19 protein-coding genes are annotated in these 19,900 nt (G+C 70.1%); 18 read left to right on the top strand and 1 reads right to left on the bottom strand.

The genetic code is table 11. The features are described 5' to 3' along the window. Nucleotides 1–155: 155 nt before the first annotated feature. The 13 genes from BTM25_RS13490 (at nucleotide 156) to BTM25_RS30700 (ending at nucleotide 11,300) form a co-directional block, all read left to right on the top strand. Nucleotides 156–374 (top strand): helix-turn-helix domain-containing protein, encoded by a 219-nt coding sequence (locus BTM25_RS13490; protein WP_103563255.1) that lies wholly within the window; start codon nucleotides 156–158, stop codon nucleotides 372–374. A gap of 65 nt (nucleotides 375–439) precedes the next feature. After that, a complete protein-coding gene (locus tag BTM25_RS13485; RefSeq protein WP_103563254.1) occupies nucleotides 440–706 on the top strand; it encodes a WhiB family transcriptional regulator in 267 nt (88 codons plus the stop codon). 695 nt (nucleotides 707–1,401) lie between these two features. Continuing rightward, nucleotides 1,402–1,599, top strand: a complete 198-nt coding sequence (locus tag BTM25_RS30935) for a helix-turn-helix domain-containing protein (protein WP_103563252.1) — start codon at nucleotides 1,402–1,404, stop codon at nucleotides 1,597–1,599. Between the two features lie 739 nt (nucleotides 1,600–2,338). Then, nucleotides 2,339–2,947: a hypothetical protein gene (locus BTM25_RS29205; protein WP_146059055.1), complete on the top strand. Its 609-nt coding sequence runs from the start codon at nucleotides 2,339–2,341 to the stop codon at nucleotides 2,945–2,947. A 49-nt stretch (nucleotides 2,948–2,996) separates the two neighbouring features. Continuing rightward, complete coding sequence (locus BTM25_RS13470) at nucleotides 2,997–4,265, top strand: phage tail protein (protein WP_146059054.1); 1,269 nt, start codon at nucleotides 2,997–2,999, stop codon at nucleotides 4,263–4,265. Between the two features lie 3 nt (nucleotides 4,266–4,268). Beyond that, the gene (locus tag BTM25_RS13465) at nucleotides 4,269–5,264 is read left to right on the top strand and encodes a phage distal tail protein (RefSeq protein ID WP_103563250.1); all 996 of its coding nucleotides are present in this window, start codon (nucleotides 4,269–4,271) and stop codon (nucleotides 5,262–5,264) included. Continuing rightward, nucleotides 5,261–6,415, top strand: coding sequence for a siphovirus ReqiPepy6 Gp37-like family protein (locus BTM25_RS13460; RefSeq protein WP_103563249.1), 1,155 nt, complete (start codon nucleotides 5,261–5,263; stop codon nucleotides 6,413–6,415). The genes BTM25_RS13465 and BTM25_RS13460 overlap by 4 nt, the downstream gene beginning before the upstream one ends. A 1-nt stretch (nucleotide 6,416) precedes the next feature. After that, the gene (locus BTM25_RS13455; RefSeq protein ID WP_103563248.1) at nucleotides 6,417–7,364 is read left to right on the top strand and encodes a hypothetical protein; all 948 of its coding nucleotides are present in this window, start codon (nucleotides 6,417–6,419) and stop codon (nucleotides 7,362–7,364) included. 97 nt (nucleotides 7,365–7,461) lie between these two features. Further along, the gene (locus tag BTM25_RS13450; RefSeq protein ID WP_103563247.1) at nucleotides 7,462–8,565 is read left to right on the top strand and encodes a hypothetical protein; all 1,104 of its coding nucleotides are present in this window, start codon (nucleotides 7,462–7,464) and stop codon (nucleotides 8,563–8,565) included. Continuing rightward, nucleotides 8,566–9,879, top strand: coding sequence for an alkaline phosphatase D family protein (locus tag BTM25_RS13445; RefSeq protein ID WP_103563246.1), 1,314 nt, complete (start codon nucleotides 8,566–8,568; stop codon nucleotides 9,877–9,879). A gap of 77 nt (nucleotides 9,880–9,956) precedes the next feature. Continuing rightward, the gene (locus BTM25_RS13440; protein WP_235828393.1) at nucleotides 9,957–10,205 is read left to right on the top strand and encodes a hypothetical protein; all 249 of its coding nucleotides are present in this window, start codon (nucleotides 9,957–9,959) and stop codon (nucleotides 10,203–10,205) included. A 58-nt stretch (nucleotides 10,206–10,263) separates the two neighbouring features. After that, nucleotides 10,264–10,494, top strand: coding sequence for a hypothetical protein (locus tag BTM25_RS13435; protein WP_103563244.1), 231 nt, complete (start codon nucleotides 10,264–10,266; stop codon nucleotides 10,492–10,494). A 278-nt stretch (nucleotides 10,495–10,772) separates the two neighbouring features. Further along, a complete protein-coding gene (locus tag BTM25_RS30700) occupies nucleotides 10,773–11,300 on the top strand; it encodes an SAV_6107 family HEPN domain-containing protein (protein ID WP_268877660.1) in 528 nt (175 codons plus the stop codon). Nucleotides 11,301–11,687: 387 nt separating this feature from the next. On the opposite strand, the gene bldD is transcribed toward BTM25_RS30700, so the two are convergent. After that, nucleotides 11,688–12,182, bottom strand: coding sequence for a transcriptional regulator BldD (gene bldD / locus BTM25_RS13425; RefSeq protein ID WP_103563243.1), 495 nt, complete (start codon nucleotides 12,180–12,182; stop codon nucleotides 11,688–11,690). A gap of 420 nt (nucleotides 12,183–12,602) precedes the next feature. Between bldD and pyrR the strand changes: the two genes are divergently transcribed. The 5 genes from pyrR to carB are packed head-to-tail and all read left to right on the top strand — an operon-like array spanning nucleotide 12,603 to nucleotide 19,873. After that, nucleotides 12,603–13,208 carry a bifunctional pyr operon transcriptional regulator/uracil phosphoribosyltransferase PyrR gene (pyrR, locus tag BTM25_RS13420; RefSeq protein ID WP_103563242.1) on the top strand — a complete coding sequence of 202 codons (606 nt, stop codon included), beginning with the start codon at nucleotides 12,603–12,605 and terminating at the stop codon, nucleotides 13,206–13,208. Further along, a complete protein-coding gene (locus tag BTM25_RS13415; RefSeq protein WP_103563241.1) occupies nucleotides 13,205–14,146 on the top strand; it encodes an aspartate carbamoyltransferase catalytic subunit in 942 nt (313 codons plus the stop codon). The genes pyrR and BTM25_RS13415 overlap by 4 nt, the downstream gene beginning before the upstream one ends. Further along, nucleotides 14,143–15,429: a dihydroorotase gene (locus BTM25_RS13410; RefSeq protein WP_103563240.1), complete on the top strand. Its 1,287-nt coding sequence runs from the start codon at nucleotides 14,143–14,145 to the stop codon at nucleotides 15,427–15,429. Before BTM25_RS13415 ends, BTM25_RS13410 begins: the two co-directional genes overlap by 4 nt. Continuing rightward, complete coding sequence (gene carA, locus BTM25_RS13405) at nucleotides 15,426–16,544, top strand: glutamine-hydrolyzing carbamoyl-phosphate synthase small subunit (RefSeq protein ID WP_103563239.1); 1,119 nt, start codon at nucleotides 15,426–15,428, stop codon at nucleotides 16,542–16,544. Before BTM25_RS13410 ends, carA begins: the two co-directional genes overlap by 4 nt. Then, nucleotides 16,544–19,873: a carbamoyl-phosphate synthase large subunit gene (gene carB / locus BTM25_RS13400; RefSeq protein WP_103563238.1), complete on the top strand. Its 3,330-nt coding sequence runs from the start codon at nucleotides 16,544–16,546 to the stop codon at nucleotides 19,871–19,873. The genes carA and carB overlap by 1 nt, the downstream gene beginning before the upstream one ends. Nucleotides 19,874–19,900: the final 27 nt, after the last annotated feature.

The following is a 19,900-nucleotide window of genomic DNA, read 5'->3' as shown; positions in this document are numbered from 1 at the left end:
AGGTGATGTCCGTCTCGTCCCAACATCGCCGCATGTGAACGGGGGTGGGCGGTTCAGGTTTACCGGGTTTGTCCGATTGACATGTGATGACTATCACAGTGAAGCGTCAGAAACCTACCGGTATTTGACGCGGAAAGTTGCCTATATTTGCCGCCATGAAACGTCATGATCTTGTCCGGGTGAACGGAGCCGAGCTGCGCGCGCTTCGGCTGGGGATGGGGCTCCGCCAAGCCGATCTCGCGGTCCTCGCCGGGATCGACACGTCGTACCTGTCGATGTTGGAGACGGGACGGCGGCCGCGCGCCTCCGCCGGGGTCGCCGCCGGCCTGGCCCGCGCCCTGGCGGTCGACCCGGCGTCAATAACCGTCAGTTAACAACAGCTTTTCGTACCCGAACCGTCCTGGGGGAGATCGCCATGCCTCTTGCAGGGAGACCGGTGATGTTCGAGACCGCCGTGCCCTGGCACGAACGCGCCCGGTGCCGAGACGCCGATCCCGACCTGTTCTTCGCCCTGGCGGGCCAGCGCACCGCCATCGCCGAGGCGAAGCAGATCTGCGCCGCGTGCCCCGTGCGCGCCGCCTGCCTCGACCAGGCCCTCGCCGACGAGTCCCTCGAAGGCGTCTGGGGCGGGACGACCGAACGCGAACGGATGGCCGTCCGCGTCCGCGCCCGCATCGCCGCCCGCCGCTACGACGTCCCCGCCTGACCCGCCCCGCGTTCCCGCCGTGCGGACCCGCACCGCACTTCCTCATTCCACCGTCACCTGAGGAGTTCCATGTCCGTATGTCCGGGTCCGTGCAACGCTCCACACCGCGCCTCGCGCCGCCGTCCCACGACCCCGCCGCCCGCCGCCGGCGACCCCATCTGGTGCACGGCCTGTAGCTCCCTGCTGCGCGCCCGGCTCACCGAACTGGACGACCTGGCTGCCTGTGTCGGCACGTCCTTGAACCGCCGAGCGACCGGCCTGTCCGAACGCGTCTCCGGCACCCCCGGCCGCCCGTCCCCGTCCCCCGCGGTAGACGACCTGGACGAACTCCTCCAAACGCTCCTGACCTGGGAAGACGCCTACCGCGAATCCCAGAACTTCGCCCTTCGCCCCCGCCGAGGCCGCTACGCCCCCACCCTCTCCGCCTGCGTCGCCTGGCTGACCACCCACCTGGACGGCCTCCTAACGTTCGACGGCGCAAAAGACTTCGGCCGAGAGATCCTCTCCCTGCACCGCCGCCTAAGAGCCCGAGCCTCCCTGGACGGCCCCCCACGCAAACTCACCCACCCGTGCCCCGAGTGCGACCTCCTCACCCTGAAACACGACCCGACCGCCGACGAGATCCACTGCCAAGCCTGCGGCTGGAGAGCCCCCGCCACACCCGCACAACAAGGCCACTCCCTCCGGAGCGCGTCATGACAGACCTGGCACGCACCTACCTGACGGTGACCCAGGCAGCAACCCGAGTAGGCGTGGCCCCCGCAACAATCCGCCAGTGGATCCACCGAGGCCACCTCCCCGCCCTCCGCATCAACCGCCGAATCTTCGTAACCGAGCTCGCCCTCCTCAAAGCAGAACGCGCAACCCGCCAAAGAGGCGCCACCCGCCAGTGACCAAATGCCCGGCACGACCCCCAGGCCGTGCCGGGCATCAGCACGGCAGCATTCTCTGCCGAGCGACGCGTCGGCTGCGATGTGGTCCGCAAGGGGATCTTTGGCAATCCGGCTGTCTAACTAATATCGGCAATGAGCCACTTTCCCGACAGCTTCGTCAAAGACATCCGGGTTATCCCGAGGGGGTTGGCATCGATGTCGACGATGAGCGGGTTGGAGCCAGACTTCCTTCGCGCTACGGCCGCTGACGTACGCACCAGTTGGGCGCGCTCCCGTTCTCCCAGTTCCGTGTACTGGCGTACAACCGCGCTGACGCAGCCGTCGAATCCGTTCTGGCCGCCAATGGTACTTCTCATGCTGAGAGTTAATACCGAGCATGCGGTGGGGCCGTCGCCTGCCCCAACTGATCGAAAGTATGTTGCGGCTGTTTCATATCCGCCAGTGAATCTATGATCCTCAACAAGGAGAACAATCACTAGGAGGACCCACGGTAGGGCGAAGAGGGCCGTTCCGAATATTGCTTTACGCATACCTTTATCCGCTGAGTCGAATTTATATTCAGGCGTACTGGTTCTATTTGTGTGGTAAGGGTCATTATAGCACGCAGCGGCGGTTTGTGGCGCTCTTATCGCCAAGAGTGTGAGCCCGCTCCTCTGGGGTATTGATGGGGCCCGTCGGTGTAAGGCCGCGTTTGAAGGAAAAGTCTTAGCCGGATTCGAAGAACTTTTGTGGGAAAAATATGAAAAATGACGAACAGAAAAAGGACAATCAGCGGCAATGGTTGGATAATCGACAGCAACAAGTCAGAAATTCGCAGCAATGGGCGGATAACCTTGCCCAGCAGACGCGCAACCAGCAGCAGTGGGCTCACAACCAGGCCCAGCAGACGCGCAATCAGCAGCAAAATAGCCAAAATCAGGCACAAAAATCTTTGATCGAACAGATTCTCGCCAAGCCCGAACTGTCCAAACCGGTAGAAACTACGGGAATCAAAGGCGAAATTACGGGGATCAAGGGCGAGATCACCGGCCTCAAATCCGAATTCAGTGCATTTGAAACCGTTATCAAGCCAATAAAAAGCTTTGAGATTGACGCGTTCGGCTGGCTCAGGAAGCGGGTCGACTTTTTCAAGACAGACGAAGACAGGCTGGAGGAGAAGGTCGGGGTTCTTGAAAGGAATGTCGGTCGGATAAATGAGAGATTGCTGGGTCGTAACTCCGGGGGGAATGGCGGCCGGGGTGCCCGGGATGAAGGAATGGTAGGTCAGATCCGAAGGGCGGAGACGGACGTCAGGCGCCTGCAGGTTGAGCTTTCATATCTCATCAGAGACTTCCAGGCGCTTGTCTGATCCGGTTCGCCGAATAGGTTGCTCCTTTCAGGAAAAGGCTTGATTCTCGATGGCACAAATTCTGAATAAAGTTACGCTGGCGCTTGGTCGGGCTGGTGCTGCTGCGAACGGTGCGGCCGGCTCCTTCGGGCGTCTTCAAGGCGCTACCGGGCGCGCGGGCTCCGGACTGGCAGGGATGCAGGCGAAGGCCAGTCAGGCCGCAGCCGGGGCGACCCGGGTGCGAACGCAGGCGACCTCGGCTGGGACCGCTGTGGGGACGCTCGGGGCGCGCGTGAGAAGTGCTGGCACTGGTCTGACGTCCTTCGCGCGGAATATCGCACAGGGCGGCATGGCCATGGCCGGCTTCCAACGGGACGTGACGAAAGCAGGGACGGAGGCGACCAAGAGCGGGAAGAACCTGGAAAAAGCCGCGACGGGAGCGAAGAAGATCGGTCCGGCGGGGAAGATCGCCGGGACGGGGCTCAAGGGGCTTGGCGCGGGGTTTAAAGCGGCGCTCGGACCGGCCGGGCTCATCTTGATGCTGCTCCAGCCGTTCTTGGAGAAGCTGGTCGAGAGCGTCATGAAGTCGAAGACGTTCCAGAAGATCGTGTCGCAGGCCATGAAGATCGTGTCGAACTCGATCAAGTGGGTGAAGGATGCGGCCAAGTTCGTCTGGGACTGGATCAAAAAAAACTGGCCGCTGCTGCTCGCGATCATCACCGGGCCGTTCGGTATCGCCGTCTATGTGATCACGAAGTACTGGAAGAACATCAAAGACGGCGCGATCAAGGCCAAGGATTACGTCGTCGACAAGTTCCAGGCGCTCGTCGGGTTCTTTCGGGGGCTGCCCGGCAAGATCCTCAGTGGGCTCGGGAACGTCGGCAAGACGCTCTACAACAAGGGCAAGGACCTCATCATGGGGTTCGTCAACGGCATAAAGTCGATGGCGGGCCACATCATCGACGTCATCAAGAACACCGTCACCGACAAGATTCCAGGGTTCGTCAAGAAGGCGCTCGGGATCAACTCGCCGTCGCTGGTCATGATGTCGCTGGGTGAGGGCGTCGGCGAGGGTATGGCGCTCGGGATCGACGGCAGCAAGAAGCACGTCGACAAGTCGCTCGGCAAGCTCGTCGACGTCCCGAAGACGCAGGCGGTGCGCGCTCAGGGGTCTGTGCTCGGCAAGGCCGTGGCCGGGTCGGCGGCGTCCGCCGGGCGCGGTAAGAGTGCCGGCGCCTATGAATTCCACTTCCACGGGGCCGTCAAGGATCCCAAGGAGACCAGCCGACAGTTCGCGTCCCGGCTGCGGAGCTGGGAAATCCTCAACTCTGTGAGGTAGATCGTGCCGATTCTGTACACGGAGCCACATGCTCCCACCGGCCCTCCGGTCTCGGCGGAACGCGAGGTCGCGACCGTCACCTGGACGTCCCGTTCGGGCGTCGAGACCATTCTGTCGAACTGGCGGAGCGGGTTCTTGCTCACGGCCGGGTCCAAGGGCCTCGGAATGCCGCAGTACCAGCTCTACCTGCGGGAATCGGGGGCGCTGGACGGCGACGTCGTCACCGGCGTCCGCGCCAAGCCGCGCGAGATCTTCCTGCCCATCGCCATCTACGGGAACGACCGGGCGGACGCGCTCGCCAAGCGCGCGATGCTCGCGTCCGTCTTCGACCCGCTGGCGGTGAACGGCGGCGGCGAAGGGGTGCTGACGGTCGCCGAGCCCGGTGCGGAGCCGCGGTCCATCCGCGCGTACTACACCGAGGGCATGGAAGGCGCCGAGGGAAAGGAGGAGGCGGGCCTCAACTGGGCGAAGTTCGGCATCACGCTCCACGCCTCCGAACCTTACTGGCAGGGCGTCGAAACGTCGCGGCTATGGAGTATCGGACAGACCACGGAGACGTTCCTGCCGATCGGCCCGCCGAAGTACCTGAAGGTCCGGACGGCGCAGGTCATCGGGACGGCCGTGCCCGTCGACTGCCCCGGTGACACCCGGTCGTATCCGCGTTGGACGATCCACGGCCCCGTCGCGGCGGGCGCGAGTTTCGTGAACCGCACGCTCGGGCTGACGTGGAAGCTCAACCGCGCGCTTTCCGCCACCGATGTCGTCGTGGTGGACACGCGTCCGCGCCGCCGGACGATCGTCCTGAACGGCACGGACAATCTGTGGCCGTCCCTGGAACCCGCGTCCGATCTGTGGCCGCTCGCGCCGGGCGCGAATGTCGTGGACATGAATCTCGGCGGTGCGGGCGATACGACGAGCGTCCAACTGACGTTCGTCCCGCTTTACAAGACGGCGTACCCGACCGCCGCACCGCAGACGCTCGCGGCGAGGACGGCGTGAGCGGCTGGCAGATCCTCGTACGCGACGCGCAGCGCAGAATCGTCGGCGAGGTCGCGGGCGAGGCGACGATGGAGATCATCGACCGGCACCTCGCGCTCGGCTCGTGGACGATCACTGTGGACGCCGCGTCCCACGACGCCGCGCTGCTGCGCGACAACGCCGGGATCGTGTTCGTCCGGAACGGCCAGATCGCCTTCTCGGGTCCGACTCGCCTGGTCGAGCGCGAGCACAACGTGGACGACGGCGGCCACGGCACTCTCACCGTGTCCGGCCCTTGCGACAAGGGCTGGCTGACGCGGCTGGTCTATCCCAACCCGGCGGTGGACTGTGTCGCGTCCGGCACCCTCTACAGCACGGCGAACTACGTCGTCGCGCAGCCGGCGAAGGCCGAGACCGTCCTGCGCAAGCTCGTGACCGACCATGCCGGCCCGAACGCACGGCCGTCGCGCCAGGTCCCCGGGCTGCGGCTCGGCACGGACGGCGGACGCGGCGCCAACACGGGCGTCAAGTCCAGGTTCGGCGTGCTCTGGGACGAGATGGTCGACGTCGCCACGCGCGGCGCCGTCGGCTTCGACGTCGTCCAGACCTGGGACGGCGCGTTGGAGTTCGGCGTCTACCAGCCGCGCGACCAGTCCGCGGCGGCGCGGTTCTCCATCGACCTCGGGAACCTGCGCTCGTACCAGTACACGCTGAACCCGCCCGAGGCCACCTTCCTCGTCATCGGCGACAAGGAGGGCGACACGCAGCGCAAGTTCTACGGCATCGAGGAGAGCGACGCCGCCTGGCCCGGCCTGCGGATCGAGGAGTTCCTCGACGGCACCGACTCCGGCGACGGCCAGGACTCGCTGACCCCCGCGCAGATGGCGGCAGGACGGTTCGAGGAGGCGCGCGGCAAGGCCAGCATCACCTTCGAGCCGATCGACACCGACGCCGTCGTCCTCGGCCGCGACTACCGCAAGGGCGACACGGTCACGATCGAGATCGACGGGATCCCGTGGAGCGACGTCGTCCGCGAGGTCCGCTACACGCGCAACTCCGACGACGGAGAGATCGTCACGCCCGTCATCGGCGACGACGAGGAGTCGCCGCGCATCTACCGGCGGTTCGCCGAGCTGCGCCGCAAGGTCCACACCATGCAGACGAGGAGATGAGATGACCGAGAAGTCTGGAGTGTTCGAGACCAAGCCGATCGCGACGGAGATCGAGCTGGCCCGCCTGTTCCAGGGGTTCCAGCTCGACGGCGTCCGCGGCAACCCGTCCGACACGGCGTGCAAGGTCGCGCCGGCCGGCGGCATGACGGTGAAGATGTCGCCCGGGTTCGCCCACGTCGGCGGCTACTGGTACGAGTCGTCGGGCACGGGGGAGACGGCGACGGTCGCCGCCGCGTCCGCGCAGCAGCGCACGGACCTGGCGGTGCTGCACGCCGATCCGGCGGCCGACGCCGTGACGTTCCAGGTCCGGCAGGGCACGCCCGGCACGCTGAAGGCGCCCGACCCCGTCCGGACGCCGGGCGGTGTGTGGGAGCTGCCGCTCGCCACGATCCGCGTCGGCGCGAACGCCACGACGATCGGGACCGCCGACGTGACGGACGCCCGCGAGTTCGCCGGCGCCGGTGTGGCCCCGAGTTTCTCCGGAAACCGTCCCGACAAGCCCGCGATGGGACAGCTCGTCTACGAGAGCGACACCGCGCGCTGGGTCGGGAACACGGGCGGGACGAACTGGCGCGTCGTCGCCGAGGACACCGGCTGGGTCGACCTCCAGCCCGCGTGGCCGACCGTCTGGGAGACGAGCTGGCAGGTGAAGGTCCGCCGGGTCAACGGCGTCGTCTACCTGGCGGGCGCGATGCGGCGCGTCAACAGCGTCTACGGCAAATCCGACGCGGACGGCACGCTTCTCGCCGTGCTTCCCCGGCGAGAATTCATGCCCGCCTTCCGGCATTCGCCGGCGGTGGTCTGCGACAACGGCACCAAGGGCGGTTACGTGGTGCCGGGACGCCTTTACGTGGACCCGAGCACAGGCGAAGTCCTGCTCCAGCACGTCGCCGCCGACATTCCGATCGGCCACCACGTCTACCTGTCGAACACCTGGCTCGGCGCCTGACCGAACCGCTTCTTCAAAGCCCCGCTTCGCCGGGGCTTTTTGCATGCCCGGGAGACATCGAATGAACAACCAGTTGTGCAAGGCAGGGGTGGTTTGAATGGCGAGGCATTCGTTCGGCGGAGGCATCGCCGACTATGTGGTGACGCAAGGAGAATCGGGTGAACTGCGGCTCGCGCCGAACGTCGCGGTGACGTTCTGGTCGGCGGCGACCGGCGGCGTGCAGATCACCGGGCTCCTCGACACGACGGGCACCGCGATCCCGAACGACGCGGTCACCTCGGACGCGTCCGGCGCCATCCCCGCGTTCGGCACCGCGCCCGACGGCGTCCGCGCGATGTGGGCCTCGGCGTCGCTGGACGGCTCGGGCGCGCGGCGGCTCATCACCGCGACCGACCTCGGCGCCGAAGTGGGCGAGGTCGCGACGCGGCTGGCCGCCCTGGAGGACAGGCTGTCGGGCGTCGGACGGCTCACGGCGTCCCCGACGGCCCCCGGCAACCCCGGCACGGGCGACGTCTGGTTCGACACGTCCGCCCCGACAGGCGGGAACCCGATCGCGTTCCGCGCGGCCAACGGCGTGTTCACCGTGGCGTCCACGGTGACCTGCGCGCTGCCCAACGGCCTGGTGCCGGGGGACTACCTCGTGGCCGCCGTCGTGTTCGCGTCCGGCAGCGGCGAACTGCTGTCCGCGCAGCCGGACGGCTGGACGGTCCTGCAGACGTCCCAGCAGTTCGGCGGGGACACGCGCATCGCGATCTACGGCAAGGTCTACGCGGCGGGCGACACGGCGCCGTCGTGGGGCTTCGCGACGGCGACCCAGACGTCCTTCGCGGCCCGCGTGTCGGCGGGAATCGTGGCGTACGCGAACGCGGCGAGCACGCCGCAGGTGGGCGCGTTCGCGATCCGCTCGGGCACGGGCAACAACAGCGACGCGCCGTCGATCAACACGGCGGTCCCGGACGTGCTCGTCCTGTCGGTCTTCGGGGAGAAGTCGCCCGGCGTCCCGACGGCCGTCACCGACCCGGCGGGCACCACGCGGCGGCTCTACCAGACCGGGACGGGCTCCAGTCAGGTCCCCTCGGTGCTGGTCTGCGACTTCGCGCAGCCGGTCGCCGGGCCGTCCGGGGTCAAGACGGCGTCGTTCCAGCCCGGTTCGGACAACGGCTTCGGCATCCAGATCGGCCTGACGCGGAGGCAGAACTAGATGGCCGGGCTCTCCTACGGCTGGGTCGGGGCGACGACCGAGTCCGCGGCCCGCTTCACCGTCCGGACGACCGGCGCGGCGAGCGTTCGCGTGCTCGTCTCGGCGAGCGCGGACCTCGCGAACCCGGTGGCGTCGTCCGCGCAGGCCCCCGACGGGCGCGGGCTCAGCAAGCACGAGGTGTCGGGCCTGGCCGCGGCGACCGCGTACTACTGGGCCGTCGAGGCGGACGGCGCCGTCCTCGCCGACCAGGGCCGGCTGCGGACGCTGCCGGTGCCGGGCGCGCAGGCGGACTTCGGGTTCTGCTTCGCCGGGGACCGCATCAGGTCGTCCAATCACGTCGTCTACGACCAGATCCGCTCCATGAATCCGCTGCAGTTCCTGTTCATGGGCGACATCCACTACTCGGACATCGACTCCGCGGACCGGACGCAGTACGACGCGGCGTTCGAGGACGCGTACTCGACCGCTCGGTACAGCCGGCTCCTCCGCGAGGTGCCGACGGTCGCCACCTGGGACAACCACGATTTCACCGGACGGTTCGGCTGGTCGGGATCGGTCGGCGCGGCGGCGGCGCAGGAGTCGATGCGGGCGCACGGGACGTTCTACCCGCTGCCCGCCTCGGGCCTGTACTGCACCTGGGTGGTCGGACGGTGCCGGTTCATCCTGCTCGACACCCGGACGTTCCGTTCGAACACGACGGATGCGGAGGGCGCGAGCAAGACCATGCTCGGCACCGAGCAGAAGCGGTGGTTCCTGGACCTGCTGCAGACGTGCGCCGAGCCCGTCGTGTTCCTCTGCGAGTCCATCCCGCACCGGATGTCGGCGGCCGGCGGCGACCGGTGGGGCGACTACCAGACCGAGTTCGCCGAGATCAACGCGTTCATCAACGCCTACGGGCTGGGCGCCAAGATGGTCGTGCTCAGCGCGGACATGCACGCCATCGCCGCCGACGATGGCCGCAACTCGCGGATCGGCGCGGTCGAACTCGTGGCCGCGCCGCTCGACCAGACGTCCAGCGGGTCGGGGACGTGGCAGATCGGGCCGATCGTCGCGCCGGCCGGCACCGGGCAGTTCGGCCATGTCCAGGTCACGGACGCCGGGGACACGATCAAGGTCGAGTTCACCGGCCGCGACCACACGGGACAGGTGCTCGCCCAACTGGCGAAGACGTTCGACGCGACCGGCTTCCGCCCCGAACCGGACACCACCACCAAGGTGTGGACGGACGACGACGTGTGGGCGCGGCCGACCGTGCGCGTGGGAGCGTCCGCGCAGGCCGACGTCCGCGTCTGGCAGGGCGACACGTGGACCTGACCGGCGGAGAGGAGGAAGCGCCGTGCCCCTAGTGATCATGAGGACGTCCGAGCCGGACGTCCCGGAGACGGAAGCCGATGAATGAGCCGATGACGCCGCCGCCCGGCGTGATCATCACGGCCCGGGACATCTACGACAAGCTCGTCGCCCTGGGCGGCAAGGTGGACGGGATGCTCACCACCTTCGAGCAGATCCGCGCCCAGCTCGCCGACCATGAGCAGCGGCTGCGCGCGAGCGAGCGGTGGCGGTACGCGCTGCCGCTGTCGGTCGTGCTCGGGCTGCTGTCGGCGGTGGCGTCCATCGTCGCGGGTCTCGCCGGGTCCTGACCGGGCCGCCGCCGCGCCTCGCCAGGGGCGCGGCGGCGGCCTCTTTTCGGAGGTTCTGATGTTGGACAGTGTCGTTCGCACGGTCGTGCCGTTCCTGGCCGGGGTGCTGATCTCGCTGGCGGCCCGAGCGGGGTTGGATCTGCCCGCCGGGCCGGTGGGCGAGGTGCTGACCGGGGTGTTCGGGGCCGTGTACTACGTCGTCGCGCGAGCGCTGGAGCGGCGGTGGGCGGTTGCGGGGCGTGTGCTGCTCGGTGCGGGTGTCGTGCGGCGGGTTCCGCGGTACGAGTGATGTTCGATCGAACAGGTGTATTGCCTGGTCAGAAGGGGTCCTCGGGGGAGTCGGTGGCGATGGGACGCGGTGTCCGTTCGAACATATTGACGAATCGTCGCGGGGGCGGTTAACTGGTGTGGCATCGAACTTTTGTTCGATGTGGCGCGATACTCGCGGATCGCGCCAGGGCCAGCGGGTCCGCCGCCGTATGCGCGACGGCGGTGGACCCGGCCGGCCGGGCAGGGAGAGGGGAAGCTTCCTGCCCGGCCGGGCGCCCGCGCCCGGAAGGAGGCACCATGTCCGGAACGACACACGACACGACCGTGACCCGAGGCGCCCACGCGCCCGCGCGGCCCGGACCGGCGCCGAGTGCGACGCCGAGCCCCGCGCCGAGTCCCACGCCGAGTCCACGCCCCCGTCCCGTCCCGGCCCCCCGTCCGGCGCACACGGCCGTCGGCCAGTTGCACGCCGCGCGGCGGAGCCTCGCCGAGGCCGCCGAGGCGACCTCGCCCGCGCTCCGGTACGTCCACGCCCACATGGCGGCGCTGCGCGCGGCGGCGGCCGTGCTCGCCGCGTCCGAGCCCCTGGAGACCCATCGGCGCGGACGGCCGCGCAGCGTGTGGGTGCTGCTGCCCGAGGCCGACCCGGCGCTGCGCGAATGGGCCGCGTTCTTCGCGGCGGGCGCGGACAAGCGCGCCGCCGCCGAGGCCGGCCTGCCGCGCGCGGTGACGCCGCGCGAGGCCGACGAACTCGTCCAGGACGCCGACGTGTTCGTCTCCCTGGTCGAGGACACGCTCGGCGTCCCGGGCCAGGCGATGTTGTAAATCTCCCGGCGCGGCGGCTCGTCCCCGCGCCGGACGGACGCGCGACCACGGCATCGCTTCGCGATCTTCGGCCTGGGAGTTCGGCCGGGGCGAGCACACGCTCGCCCCGTCGTTCAGCGCACGCGGTCGCCCGGCCCCGGCGCCATCGCGGCGGACGCTCTGCCGCGCGGCGGCTGAGGTGGCCCCGGCGGGCCTGGTCGTCGTGTGGCGGGACGGCTCGCGTGGTGGCCGAGGTCGTCGGTTCGTGGCCCGGCGGCCGGTTCATCCCCCCGGACCGGTCGTCATTCCGGCCGGGGGCGCGGGTTCGCCCCTTGGCCCGCGCCTCCGGTCCCCGCGAACGCCGGGGGCGGGGACGGATCGGATCCGTCCCCGCCCCCGGCGAACGCGCTAGAAGGACTCGACGGCCCGGCGGGCCTCCGGGTCCAGGACGCCCCAGCCGATCAGCTCCTCGGTGAGCTCGGTCGGGGACTTGTCGTAGATCACGGCGAGGGAGCGCAGGTCCTCCTGACGGATCGAGAGGACCTTCCCGTTGTAGTCGCCCCGCTGGCTCTGGATCGTCTGGGCGTAGCGGGCGAGGGGCCCGGCCTTGTCCTTCGGGAGCTGCTGCAGGCGCTCAAGGTCGATCACGAGCTTGGGCGTCGGCCCGAGCGGGCTCGGCGCGGCGCCGCCGGGCAGCAGCTCCGAGACCGGCACGCCGTAGAAATCGGCGAGCTCGGCCAGTTTCTGCACGGTGACGGCTCGGTCGCCCCGCTCGTACGAACCCACGACGACGGCCTTCCAGCGCCCTCGCGACTTCTCCTCCACTCCGTGCAGGGACAGGCCCTGCTGGGTGCGGATGGCGCGCAGGCGCGCACCGAGAGCCTTAGCGTATTCAGACGGCATTTCGCGGCCCCCCAGGCTCACTTTCATCGTCGTTCAACGGCCCCGGTTGATCGCGGCGGATCGTCCCGGGGGGAGACAGGTCAGGGGGCCGGTTCGGGCCTCTAGAGACTGCCTCCAGGGATGGTTACGGACAGTGACGGTAAAACGGGGACGGCCGAAGGTCAAGCCGATTGGAAAAAAGCGGTCGAATCCGCTGCTCTTCCCGGGGTCATGCGGTAGGGCGCCGGGCGCCCGTGCGCACCGTCCCGGCGGCCCGCCCGCACGCCGGCCCGTGTCCGCTCTGTATACCCACGTGTGACGCCTCTCACCAGGCAAGACGGTCGGACGCCGGGTGCGGGGCGGTCCGGGGCCCCTGCTACCGTGAACGGGACAAGGCGTCCTTTAAGACCCGTCCTGTGAGGCGGGAAAGGGGGTTCGGCGGTGAATGCTGCCTTCCGCGAGCCCGGTTCCGGGCGTGCGGCCGACGGTCCCGGGGCCAAGGCCGTCCTGGAGGGACCGGACATCCGGCGCGCACTGACGCGCATCGCGCACGAGATCCTCGAACGCACCAAGGGCGGCGACGGCGTCGTCCTGCTCGGCATCCAGACCCGCGGCGTGACGCTCGCCGAGCGCCTCGCGGGCGCCCTAGAGGAGGTCGAGGGCCGCGCGTTCCCGTGGGGCTCGCTCGACGTGACCATGTACCGCGACGACCTGCGGCTGAAGCCCGCCCGCGCGCTCGGCCGCACCGAGCCGCCGCCCGAGGGCGTGGACGACCGGGTCGTCGTGCTGGTGGACGACGTGCTGTTCTCCGGCCGCACCGTCCGCGCCGCGCTCGACGCGGTGAACGACCTCGGCCGGCCCCGGGCGGTGCAGCTCGCCGTCCTCGTCGACCGGGGCCACCGCGACCTGCCCATCCGCGCCGACTACGTGGGCAAGAACCTGCCGACGTCGATGCGCGAGACCGTCCGCGTGCTGCTGGCGGAGAACGACGGCCGCGACGCGGTCCTGCTCGGACCCGTCGCCGGAACCGCCGAGGAGGACGAGTGAACCGCCATCTGATCTCGGCGGCGGACCTGACCCGCGACGACGCGCTGCTCGTCCTCGACACGGCCGAGGAGATGGCCCAGGTCGCCGGCCGGACCGTCAAGAAGCTCCCGACGCTGCGCGGCCGGACGGTCGTCAACCTGTTCTACGAGGACTCGACCCGCACCCGCATCTCGTTCGAGGCCGCCGCCAAGCGCCTGTCCGCCGATGTGATCAACTTCTCGGCGAAGGGGTCCAGCGTGTCCAAGGGCGAGAGCCTGAAGGACACCGCGCTCACGCTGGAGGCGATGGGCGCGGACGGCGTGGTGATCCGCCACGGCGCGTCCGGCGCCCCGCACCGGCTGGCGAGCTGGGTGCGCGGCAGCGTCGTGAACGCGGGCGACGGCACGCACGAGCACCCGACGCAGGCGCTGCTGGACGCGTTCACGATGCGCCGCCGCCTCGGCGACCTGGACGGCCGCCGCGTGACGATCGTCGGGGACGTCCTGCACAGCCGCGTGGCCCGTTCCAACGTGCTGCTGCTGGCCACGCTCGGCGCGGAGGTCACGCTGGTGGGGCCGCCGACGCTGTTCCCGGTCGCGGTCGGGTCGTGGCCGTGCGAGATCTCCTACGACCTCGACGCGGTGCTGCCCAAGAGCGACGTCGTGATGATGCTGCGCGTCCAGCAGGAGCGGATGAACGCGGCGTACTTCCCGACCGTCCGCGAGTACAGCCGCCGCTACGGCCTGGACGCGCCGCGCATGGCGAAGCTGCCCGAGCACGCGATCGTCATGCACCCCGGGCCGATGAACCGGGGCGTGGAGATCGCGGCGGAGGTCGCCGACTCGGTGCGGTCCACGATCGTCGAGCAGGTCGCCAACGGCGTCAGCGCCCGGATGGCCGTGCTCTATCTGCTGCTCGGAGGCTCCGAGCCCGCCATCGGCAAGGAGGTCCCCGCGTGACCGCGTACCTGATCAGGAACGGCCGGATCCTCGGCGGCGAGACGGCGGACGTCCTCGTCCGCGACGGCGTGATCGCGGCGGTCGGCCGCGGCCTGGACGCCGACGGCGCCGAGGTCGTGGACGCCACCGGCCTCATCGTGCTGCCCGGCCTGGTAGACCTGCACACCCACCTGCGCGAGCCCGGCCGCGAGGACGCCGAGACCGTCGAGTCCGGGACGAAGGCCGCCGCGATGGGCGGGTTCACGGCCGTCCACGCGATGGCCAACACCGACCCGGTGGCCGACACGGCCGGCGTCGTGGAGCAGGTCTGGCGGCTCGGCCGCGAGGCGGCGTACTGCGACGTCCACCCGGTCGGCGCGGTCACCAACGGCATCCGCGGCGAGCAGCTCGCCGAGCTGGGCGCGATGGCCGACTCGGCCGCCCGCGTCCGGGTGTTCTCCGACGACGGGCACTGCGTGTCCGACGCGGTGATCATGCGGCGGGCGCTGGAGTACGTGAAGGCGTTCGACGGCGTCGTCGCGCAGCACGCGCAGGAGCCGAGGCTGACCGAGGGCGCCCAGCTCAACGAGGGCGAGATGTCGGCGGCGCTCGGGCTGCGCGGCTGGCCTGCGGTCGCCGAGGAGGCGATCATCGCGCGGGACGTGCTGCTCGCCGAGCACGTCGGGTCCCGGCTGCACGTCTGCCACGTGTCGACCGCCGGGTCCGTCGAGATCATCCGGTGGGCCAAGAGCCGGGGCTGCCAGGTCACCGCCGAGGTGACGCCGCACCACCTGCTGCTGGACGACACCCGCGCCTGCGGCTACGACCCGATCTTCAAGGTGAACCCGCCGCTGCGCACCGCCGACGACGTCACCGCGCTGCGGCACGCCCTCGCCGACGGCACCGTCGACTGCGTCGCCACCGACCACGCCCCGCACCCGGTCGAGGCCAAGGAGACCGAGTGGGCCGAGGCGGCGATGGGGATGATCGGGCTGGAGACGGCGCTGCCGGTCGTCCAGGAGGCGATGATCGAGACCGGCCTGCTGGACTGGGCCGGCGTCGCCGACCGCATGTCGTTCGCGCCCGCGCGGATCGGGCGGCTGGACGGGCAGGGCCGGCCGATCGAGCCGGGCGCCCCCGCGAACCTGACCGTGTACGACACCGCGCCGCGCCGCGCCGTGGACCCGGCCGCGATGACGTCCAAGAGCCGCAACACCCCCTACGCCGGGCTCACCCTCCCCGGCCGGGTCGTCGCCACGTTCCTGCGGGGCCGCCCCACCGTGCTGGAAGGAAAGCTGCAGTGACCGAGACCGCAATCCTTGTGCTGGAGGACGGGCGCGTCTTCCGGGGGACGCCGTACGGGGCCGTGGGGGAGACGCTCGGCGAGATCGTCTTCAACACCGGCATGACCGGCTACCAGGAGACGCTGACCGACCCGTCGTACGCGCGGCAGATCGTCGCGATGACCGCCCCGCACGTCGGCAACACGGGCGTGAACGAGGAGGACCCCGAGTCGTCCCGCATCCAGGTCGCCGGGTACGTCGTGCGCGAGCCCGCGCGGGTCGCGTCGAACTGGCGGGCCACCGGGTCGCTCGGGTCGGCGCTGCGCGACCAGGGCGTCGTCGGGATCGCGATCCCCGGCACCCGCGCGCTGACCCGCCACCTGCGGGACCGGGGCGCGATGCGCGCCGGGATCTTCAGCGGCCCGGCGGTCGCGGACGAGCGCGAACTCGTCGCGCGCGTCCAGGCGGCCCCCGGCATGGAGGGCGCGGACCTGGCCAAGGAGGTCTCGACGCTGGAGCCGTACGTCGTCCCGGCGATCGGGGCGAAGCGGTTCACCGTCGCCGCCGTGGACCTCGGCATCAAGGCGATGACGCCGCACCGGCTGGCCGAGCGGGGCTGCGAGGTCCACGTGCTGCCCGCCGACGTCACCGCCGCCGACATCCTCGCGCTGCGCCCCGACGGCGTGTTCTTCTCCAACGGCCCCGGCGACCCGGCGACCGCCGACGGCGCGGTGGCCGCGCTGCGCGGCGTCCTGACGGCCGAGGTCCCGTTCTTCGGGATCTGCTTCGGGAACCAGATCTTCGGCCGCGCGCTCGGCCTCGGGACGTACAAGCTGCGGTTCGGGCACCGGGGCGTCAACCAGCCCGTGCAGGACCGCGCGACCGGACGCGTCGCGGTGTCGGCGCACAACCACGGCTTCGCGGTGGACGCGCCGACCGACGGCCCGTTCGACACGCCCTACGGCCGCGCCGAGGTGAGCCACGTCAACCTCAACGACGGCTGCGTGGAGGGCCTGCGGCTGCTGGAGCGGCCCGCGTTCTCCGTCCAGTACCACCCGGAGGCGGCGGCGGGCCCGCACGACGCCACCGGCCTGTTCGACCGCTTCTGCGACCTGATGACGAAGGGAGCGGAGTGATGCCGCGCCGGACGGACCTTTCCAGCGTTCTCGTGATCGGCTCCGGGCCGATCGTCATCGGCCAGGCGGCCGAGTTCGACTACTCCGGCAGCCAGGCGTGCCGGGTGCTGCGGGCCGAGGGCCTGCGGGTCATCCTCGTCAACAGCAACCCCGCGACGATCATGACCGACCCCGAGCTGGCCGACGCGACCTACGTCGAGCCGATCACCCCCGAGGTCGTCGAGAAGATCATCGCCAAGGAGCGGCCGGACGCGCTGCTGCCCACGCTCGGCGGCCAGACCGCGCTGAACACCGCCATCGCGCTGTTCGAGAGCGGCGCGCTGGAGCGGTACGGCGTCGAGCTGATCGGCGCGGACGTCGAGGCGATCCAGGCGGGCGAGAACCGCGAGCGCTTCAAGGGCGTCGTCGCCAAGGTCGCCGCCGAGCAGGGCCTGAACGCCGAGTCGGCGCGGTCGCTCATCTGCCACACGATGGACGAGTGCCTGGCCGCCGCCGCCGAGCTGGGCTACCCGATGGTCGTACGGCCGTCGTTCACGATGGGCGGCGCCGGGTCCGGCTTCGCCCACGACGAGAACGACCTGCGCCGCATCGCCGGGTCCGGCCTGGCCGCCAGCCCGACCAGCGAGGTGCTCCTGGAGGAGTCCATCCTCGGCTGGAAGGAGTACGAGCTGGAGGTCATGCGGGACCGGGCCGACAACGTCGTCATCGTCTGCTCGATCGAGAACCTGGACCCGATGGGCGTCCACACCGGCGACTCGATCACCGTCGCGCCCGCGCTGACCCTGACCGACCGCGAGTACCAGAACATGCGGGACGTCGCCATCGCCGTCATCCGCGAGGTCGGCGTGGACACCGGCGGCTGCAACATCCAGTTCGCCGTCCACCCGGGCACCGGCCGGATGATCGTCATCGAGATGAACCCGCGCGTGTCGCGGTCGTCGGCGCTGGCGTCCAAGGCCACCGGCTTCCCGATCGCCAAGATCGCGGCCAAGCTCGCCATCGGCTACACGCTGGACGAGATCCCGAACGACATCACCGCCGAGACCCCCGCGTCGTTCGAGCCCACGCTCGACTACGTGGTCGTCAAGGTGCCCAGGTTCGCGTTCGAGAAGTTCCCCGGCGCGGACGCGTCCCTGACCACGCACATGAAGTCGGTCGGCGAGGCGATGGCGATCGGCCGCAACTTCGCCGAGGCGCTCCAGAAGGCGCTGCGGTCCCTGGAGCAGAAGGGCGCCCCGTTCTCCTGGGCGGGCGACCCCGGCGACCCCGTCGCGCTGCTGGAGTCGGCGAGCAGCCCGCACGACGGACGGCTCCGCGACGTCCAGCGGGCCCTGTGGGCGGGCGCGACGATCGAGGAGGCGTACGCGGCCACCTCGATCGACCCGTGGTTCCTGGACCAGATCGCGGGCCTCAACGCCATCGCCGAGGAGATCCGCACCTCCAGCGCCGCGCTGACCCGCGACGCGCTGCTGCACGCCAAGCGGCACGGGTTCTCCGACGCGCAGATCGGCGAGATCCGCGGGCTGTCGGAGGAGGTCGTGCGGGAGCTGCGGCACGCGCTCGGCGTCCGGCCCGTCTACCTGACGGTCGACACCTGCGCCGCCGAGTTCGCCGCGCGGACGCCGTACCTGTACTCGTCCTACGACGAGGAGACCGAGGTCCCGCCGGGCGACAAGCCCAAGGTGATCATCCTCGGGTCCGGGCCGAACCGCATCGGGCAGGGCGTGGAGTTCGACTACTCCTGCGTCCACGCGTCGTTCACGCTGGCCGAGGCGGGCTACGAGACCGTCATGGTCAACTGCAACCCCGAGACCGTCTCGACCGACTACGACACCTCCGGGCGGCTGTACTTCGAGCCGCTGACGCTGGAGGACGTCCTGGAGGTCGTCCACGCCGAGCAGGAGACCGGGACGGTCGCGGGCGTCATCGTCCAGCTCGGCGGGCAGACGCCGCTCGGCCTCGCGCAGCGGCTCAAGAACGCGGGCGTGCCCGTCGTCGGCACCTCGCCCGAGAGCATCCACCTCGCCGAGGACCGGGGCGCGTTCGGGCGCGTCCTGCACCGCGCGGGGCTGCTCGCGCCCAAGCACGGCACCGCGACGTCCTACGAGGACGCCCGCGACATCGCCGCCGAGATCGGCTACCCGGTGCTCGTCCGGCCGTCCTACGTGCTCGGCGGACGCGGCATGGAGATCGTCTACGACGACGCGACGCTGCGCGAGTACATGGTCAAGGCGACCGAGGCCAGCCCCGACCACCCCGTCCTCGTGGACCGGTTCCTGGACGAGGCGATCGAGATCGACGTGGACGCCCTGTTCGACGGCGAGGAGCTGTACCTCGGCGGCGTGATGGAGCACATCGAGGAGGCCGGGATCCACTCGGGCGACTCGGCGTGCGCGCTGCCGCCGATCACGCTCGGGCACGACGACGTCCGGCGCATCCGCGAGTCCACCGAGGCGCTCGCCAAGGGCATCGGCGTGCGGGGGCTGATGAACGTCCAGTACGCGCTGTCGGCGGGCGTCCTGTACGTGCTGGAGGCCAACCCGCGCGCGTCGCGGACCGTCCCGTTCGTCTCCAAGGCGACGGCCGTGCCGCTGGCCAAGGCCGCCGCGCGCGTCATGATGGGCGCGACGGTCGCCGAGCTGCGCGCCGAGGGGCTGCTGCCGGCGTCCGGGGACGGCGGGTCGCTGCCGCTGGACGCGCCGATCGCGGTCAAGGAGGCGGTCCTGCCGTTCGACCGGTTCCGCGACCGGGGCGGCGAGTTCGTGGACACCGTCCTCGGCCCGGAGATGCGCTCCACGGGCGAGGTCATGGGCATCGACGAGGTGTTCGGCACCGCCTACGCCAAGTCGCAGCAGGCCGCCTACGGGTCGCTGCCGACGAAGGGACGCGTGTTCGTCTCCGTCGCCAACCGGGACAAACGGCACATGATCTTCCCGGTGAAGCGGCTCGCGGACCTCGGCTTTGAGATTCTTGCCACGGAGGGGACCGCCGAGGTCCTGCGCCGCAACGGCGTGCGTGCCAAGATCGTCCGCAAGCACGGCGCGGGCCCCGGTCCGGACGGGGAGCCCACCATCGTGCGGCGCGTCCTGGACGGCGAGGTCGACCTCATCGTCAATACTCCGTTCGGCGGCCCCGGCCAGTCCGGACCCCGGCTCGACGGCTACGAGATCCGCACCGCGGCGGTCCTGCGCGGCGTACCGTGCGTCACCACGGTGCAGGGCCTCGCCGCCGCCGTCCAGGGGATCGAGGCCATCACCGGCGGCCATGTCGGCGTCCGCTCCCTGCAGGAGCACGCCGAGCGGCTGCGCGGCGCGCCGGGGCGGGAGTGAGCGCGCCCGCGTAGCGACGACGAGAGG

It is taken from the genome of Actinomadura rubteroloni, from assembly GCF_002911665.1.
In the GTDB taxonomy this organism is placed as follows: Bacteria; Actinomycetota; Actinomycetes; order Streptosporangiales; family Streptosporangiaceae; genus Spirillospora; species Spirillospora rubteroloni.
This window is presented reverse-complemented; position numbering and strand designations above follow the sequence as displayed.